This window comes from Bradyrhizobium sp. 137, assembly GCF_023074095.1.
In the GTDB taxonomy this organism is placed as follows: domain Bacteria; phylum Pseudomonadota; class Alphaproteobacteria; order Rhizobiales; family Xanthobacteraceae; genus Bradyrhizobium.
The window spans coordinates 1-5,523 of sequence record NZ_JADPKU010000118.1 but is presented as its reverse complement, the minus strand read 5'-3'; the positions used below and the strand labels follow the sequence as shown (position 1 = coordinate 5,523).

The 5,523-nt window shown below is 59.3% G+C and carries 3 protein-coding genes and 2 pseudogenes; 3 read left to right on the top strand and 2 right to left on the bottom strand.

Going from position 1 to position 5,523, the window contains the following annotated elements:
- Window positions 1-1,275: 1,275 nt before the first annotated feature.
- A pseudogene (locus IVA78_RS29640) lies at window positions 1,276-1,683 on the bottom strand (ISNCY family transposase); the annotation flags it as partial.
- Between IVA78_RS29640 and IVA78_RS29635 the strand changes: the two are divergent.
- The 3 genes from IVA78_RS29635 to IVA78_RS29625 all read left to right on the top strand — a co-directional run bounded on the left by IVA78_RS29635 (window position 1,665) and on the right by IVA78_RS29625 (window position 4,324).
- Complete coding sequence (locus tag IVA78_RS29635; protein WP_247469086.1) at window positions 1,665-2,210, top strand: hypothetical protein; 546 nt, start codon at window positions 1,665-1,667, stop codon at window positions 2,208-2,210. The pseudogene IVA78_RS29640 and the gene IVA78_RS29635 overlap by 19 nt on opposite strands.
- A gap of 42 nt (window positions 2,211-2,252) precedes the next feature.
- On the top strand, window positions 2,253-2,531 hold the full coding sequence (locus IVA78_RS29630) for a hypothetical protein (RefSeq protein ID WP_247469084.1): 279 nt from the start codon (window positions 2,253-2,255) through the stop codon (window positions 2,529-2,531).
- A 323-nt stretch (window positions 2,532-2,854) separates the two neighbouring features.
- Window positions 2,855-4,324, top strand: a complete 1,470-nt coding sequence (locus tag IVA78_RS29625) for an FAD-binding oxidoreductase (RefSeq protein WP_247469083.1) — start codon at window positions 2,855-2,857, stop codon at window positions 4,322-4,324.
- A 139-nt stretch (window positions 4,325-4,463) separates the two neighbouring features.
- On the opposite strand, the pseudogene IVA78_RS29620 reads toward IVA78_RS29625, so the two are convergent.
- Window positions 4,464-5,357: pseudogene (locus IVA78_RS29620) on the bottom strand (IS3 family transposase); the annotation flags it as partial.
- Between the last annotated feature and the right edge of the window lie 166 nt (window positions 5,358-5,523).

Genomic DNA, 5,523 nt, shown 5'->3' with positions numbered 1-5,523 from the left:
CGGTGCGCGCCTCCTGGTTGCCCCCGATCGCGATCGCTGGAAATAGCGATCACGATCGGCTGGAAATGGTGATCACGATGCTCTGGAATGGGTGATCACGATGGTCTGGAATCGGTGATCACGATCGGCTGGAACGCGCAGTCTGTGGCCCCTCTTGCAGGGTTCACTTGTAGGCAACATCAATCACGACGGCAAAGCTGATGTACCATCGCACTTCACGGTTGCCATCGCAAAGGTTTCGGGGGCGATCTTGAGGGCCACCTACGACAAGACCAGCTACTATCACGACCTCGTGCCGGCGTAGGCGCGTCGCTGGAAGAACACGGCGAAGCTTCCTACGAATGAGCCTATGCCGTGACCAGCAGCATAGCCCGCAACCGCGATTGCGCAGGCCTGTCACGCTGGCCGAAACCGCTGGCTTCACTGAACGGCCATTGGGTGCCCAACGCCCCTGTAGCTCGGGTCCGGCGGAACGCGGAATCGCGAGACGCAGGGGGGCGAACTCGCCGAAGCGGCTCGATAGGATCTGAGCGACCAGCTGGATGAGCAGATTGGTGGGGAGGCTTTCGGGATGAAGCCGCCGCGCTTGTGATTATCGACCAGGCCGGCGGGGACGGCCAGGCGCCGAGTGCGCCCTCGTCGCGACCGGGCTGATGGACACCGCCGAGAAAGGCACCTTGGCCTACATGTAGTTCCTACCCATGCAACCGGTGAAGCAGCGCCTGTGCTACGGCGATCGAGTGGCCGAACTGTGCGGAGATGGGCGGATTCTTAGGCCGTGGGGCCGCACCTGCTCTTCAATCGCTGCGACCGATGCCTCGCGCGGACAAGCGTGGACAGCCGTGGCATATGGCGCGACAATCAGGATGAGAGCGCGTATTGCCGTATTGCCGCATGTAGCGATGTTCCCGATAGACCTATTGTTGCCTCATCTATTTTGCTCCCTGGCCAAGGGAGCGAAGGAAGCCGGTCGCACAACTGATCGACATTGCAAGCGCGCCGATGTCGCGCTCGGTCCTCGGCCGAGCGCTTGCAAAGCCAACAGACCGGTGATCGGGCGGGGTCAAGGCCGTCAGCCGCCGAAGGCGGTAGTGCATCGCGCCAGCCATGAGCACGGTCGTTCCTCCGTCGAGCAGCTGGGGGCTTTCCGGTGATGTGACGATCACGTCGGTTTGTGCCGCGTTTTCCCCGGAGCCAAACAACAGTGCGCTTGCTTGCTCGCTGCGCCACAATTTGAGACGACGTTGAAGAGTTCGGAGTACTTTGCAATCCGTTTGAAGTATGAACAGGGATGCTGCGTCGTAGAGCACTTGCTACAGAGCGAGGGCGCTGCCGGCCGCTTTGCTCACGAGCGCATCGAAGCGCCCGGTCGATCGTCGCTGCACTCATGGACAATAACCTAGAGCGAATCTCAGTCGCCAGGTCGATATGGCGCCGCTCCATCGATTCGATCAAGATCGGCAGCAGGACTTTCAGACGCTTGCGGCACACCCGGTCTGCGGCCTCCCAAAGCAGTATAAGCGCATATCTCTCCTCGTCTTGGTAGATCCGCCGACGATTGCGGCGCCCCGCTGTCTGGCCGTCAGGGTCGCAGCGCAGCAACCGCATCGCATGCTTCCGATGGAAGCCCGTTATCGCGACGAACTCGTCGAGAATGCGGCTCCGTGACGGTCGCGCTGTTCGTCAGCGGCGTCGAGGCGTTCGGCCTGATCGGCCAGCGTTTCGACCTCGACGGCGCGCTACGGACGCAGATCGAAGGCCTCAACGCCTCGCTCGTTAGCTTCGTCGTGGTAATCGCCCTGTTCGCAATCGTCTGGCTGGTCTCCGTTCTCGCCTATCGTGTTGCATTCGAGCGCGCCAAGCCGGTGTTCTGGAATGTGTCGATGTCGAGCTGGCATGAGTTGGCTGCCTGGGTGGGCGATGCGGTCCCCTGTCGGCAATCGGCGCATGCGTTGCATGCTTTGACGGCCGCCGCGCTTGGGTGCAGGATGCGCGCGTTCTGCACAAGTTGTCGACGACCCAAAGGTGACCCGCCGCGATGGGGGAGAGAAGCGGTCAAGCGTCTGCCGCGGCGTCTCACGAAGCCGGCGTGGACGACGCGGCTCTTGGTGTTTTGCCGATCGGGGCTGCGGGCCGGGGCTTGCCGCGCAAGGCCCGCCCCGCGTGCGGGCGCGTTGCTGGAGGGAGTGCCGGGATTGATTGCGGCGTAACACTCCGGCGAAGGCAAAGCCGACAAGTCTTTGCCTAGTCGATTGCGCGCAGACCTCATCGACGGTTCACGCGGCAGCTTTTCGGAGCAGGTGCTTGAGCTCGGCAAAGACCTGTTCGATCGGGTTCAGCTCGGGCGAGTATTTCGGCACCAAGAAGAGTTTGGCGCCTACCAAACGGATGAGTTGGCGAACGGCATTGCTCCTGTGGCTACCGAGATTGTCCAAGACGAGGCCGGAGGAGGGGCAGGAAGCCGCCTCGATCTCCGGAAGCTCACGCCATCGATCGGTGCCTCAATGAACCATGGCGCATCGATCCGGTAATGGTGCAGGGCCGCCAGGAAGGTCATGGTCTTCCAGCGGCAATGAGGAACTCAGCCGCTCAGCTCCGACTCGGCCAGCTGTATCGGATTTGTGTCGTAAAGACCGAGGACCAGAGCCGTTCGCTCATGTATCCGCGGTGCAGGTGGGAAGATGGAACGAAGACTGTTGGCAGCCGAGAGTGCCGCGCGGACGTCGACGATCGGTCGCAGAATCATTTGGGCCCCAGTCAAATTAGCTTGGAACCGATTGAACCCATTGACAGTAACGAGAACCAAATGGTTCAAGTAGATCCATCCTCCAACGAACGGAGAATACTTAGGGCCATGTCCGACGTAAGCGAGATGCGTCAACGGCTGATTTCGGCCGCAACTCAGATCACCGGGCTTAAGGGCACCTTTTCATCGCCTTCCGAGACGGCTGGCTACCTCATGGATTGGCGCCGCCGATACCAGGGCGAGGCCTTGGCTGTTGTGTTGCCCAGAAGTGCGGAGCAGGTCTCGGAACTAGTTAAGTTGGCTCGCAGTCTCGGGATAGCAATAGTGCCACAGGCGGGAAATACTGGAATGACCGGAGGTGCTGTCCCTATCAACGATCGTCCTTCCATGATCCTCAACGTTTCAAAACTGAGCCGGGTGCGGGAGATAGACAGTCTAAACAATTCGGTCATCGTCGAAGCCGGCTGCATTTTGGCGAACCTTCGAGAGACCTTAGAGCGGGCCGGCAAGCTGTTTCCAATGCTGCTTGGCAGTGTGGGCAGTTGCCAAGTTGGCGGCCTGGTTTCGACAAACGCTGGTGGCATAAATGTCTTGCGCTATGGAAACATGCGCGATCTCGTTTTGGGATTGGAGGTAGTTCTGCCGGACGGCCAAATCTGGAATGGCCTGAAGGTTCTACTGAAAGACAATTCAGGATATGATCTCAAGCAGCTCTTCATTGGAGCAGAGGGAACGTTGGGGATCGTAACTGCCGCAGCGCTCAAGCTCTTTCCGCAGCCGACGAATAGCGGAACGGCGATGGTGTCACTACCAAGCATACAGGCGGCGGTCGACCTTCTGAGGCTCTTTGCGGATGGCGCAGGAGGCAAGGTCGAGGCGTTTGAAATCATTTCCAAGGGACAGCTTGAAAATGTTCTCGCGCACCACCAAGAGTCGCCACCAATGTCGCTGTCCTCGCCATGGTATGTGCTGATCGAGCTTGCCGACAGCAGCATCAATTGGGACCCAAACCAGGTATTTGAGCAGATTCTGGCGCGAGCGATCGAGCGCGGGTTGATCCATGACGCTGTCATTGCCTCAGATTCGAAAAAAGCTGAGCGTTTATGGAAGCTCAGGCACACGATTTCTGAAGCGAATATGCGAAAAGGATTCTCGGTCGCCAATGACACGTCCGTGCCTATCTCGAAGATAGCGCTCTTTATCGAACAAGTGGATAAGCGGCTGAAGCAAGAATTCAGCGCTGCTGACGTATACTATGCGGGACATGTGGGGGACGGGAATATTCACGTCATTATTGTCTTCGATAGAAGTGTTTACGACACAGACGAAAAGCGAGAAAGGGTGGCTGCGCGCGCCAACTTCATTGTTCACGAAGCAAGTGTTGACCTGGACGGCAGCATCAGTGCCGAGCACGGGGTTGGACTCATGCACATCGAGGAGCTCGAGCGCTTCAAGAGCAAAGTTGCTCTTGAAATGATGGCTCAGATCAAGAGAGCTTTCGATCCTGATAACATTATGAATCCCGGCAAGGTGCTGGCCACCCGCCGTATTGTTGCGGCTCGCAACGTGGCCATTTGAAAGAGAATCAACAGATGAAGCTTGTGTGTGTAGTTTATCGCGATGCAGTCCGCATTGGAGTGGTTTCAGGCGAAACAGCCATCCTGCTCCCGAAGGAATTTGGCTGAGCTGCTGCCGGTTTGATGGACACCAGGTTAAGCTAATCCCAGTTGCGCTCGAACTCAACCGGGCTGAGATAGCCGATGGTCGAGTGCCTGCGGATCGTGTTGTAAGATCTTTCGATATAGTCGAACACATCGGCTCGTGCCTCGTCTCTGGTTCGGTAGATCTTGTTCGCGGTCCGTTCGGTCTTGAGCGACGAGAAGAAGCTCTCCATCGCTGCGTTGTCCCAGACGTTGCCGGAACGGCTCATGCTGCAGAGAATGCCGTGGTCGGCGATCAAACGCTGGAACTGCTCGCTGGTGTACTGACTGCCCTGGTCGGAGTGGTGCAACAGGGCGTCCGGCTTGCCGCGTCGCCAGACAGCCATCAGCAGGGCATCGGTTACCAACTGAGCAGTCATGGCGGCGCTCATCGACCAACCCACCACCCGGCGTGAGAACAGGTCGATCACTGCTGCGACGTAGAGCCAGCCCTCGGCCGTCCAGAGGTACGTAAAGTCGGCGATCCACTTCTGGTTCGGCCGCTCGGCGGCGAACTGCCGGTCAAGGAGGTTCGCCGGCACGGTCTCGAGCTGTCGATCGCCGCTGTCCTTCGGCAAGCGCCGGCGTCGCGGCCGCGCCCGCAAGCCTTGCAGGAACATCAGCCGTTCGATTTGGTGCAGGCCACAGTCCGCCCCATCGGCGAGCAGATCACGCCACACCCGGCGCGCACCATAGGTGCGGTCGCTCACCATGAAGCTGGCCTTCACCTTGCCGCCAAGCTCTTCGTCGCTGCGGGACCTGGCGCTGGGCGAGCGATTCAGCCAGGCATGGAAGCCCGACCGCGACACCCCCAGCGCATCGCATAGCCATGCCACCGGCCAGATCGCCCGGTGCTTCACGATGAAGACGAACTTCATGTCGCCTCCTTCGCGAAGAAGGCTGCGGCCTTCCTAAGAAACAGCCGGATTGGCGTCCCCGGGAATGGCCTTCAAGACGAAGCCTAGCGATTTGGCCCTGCGCTGAAGGTTGGCGACGACGCGGCTGCGATATTGTTGCTCATATTGGTCGGCACCCGGATCCTTGTAGCTCATGCCGTGCCGGAGCGTGTTGTAGAAT

What these genes read in the sequence shown, in the direction of transcription:
- IVA78_RS29625 (WP_247469083.1), top strand. Translation starts at nt 2,855, where the DNA reads ATGTCCGACGTAAGCGAGATGCGTCAACGGCTGATTTCGGCCGCAACT.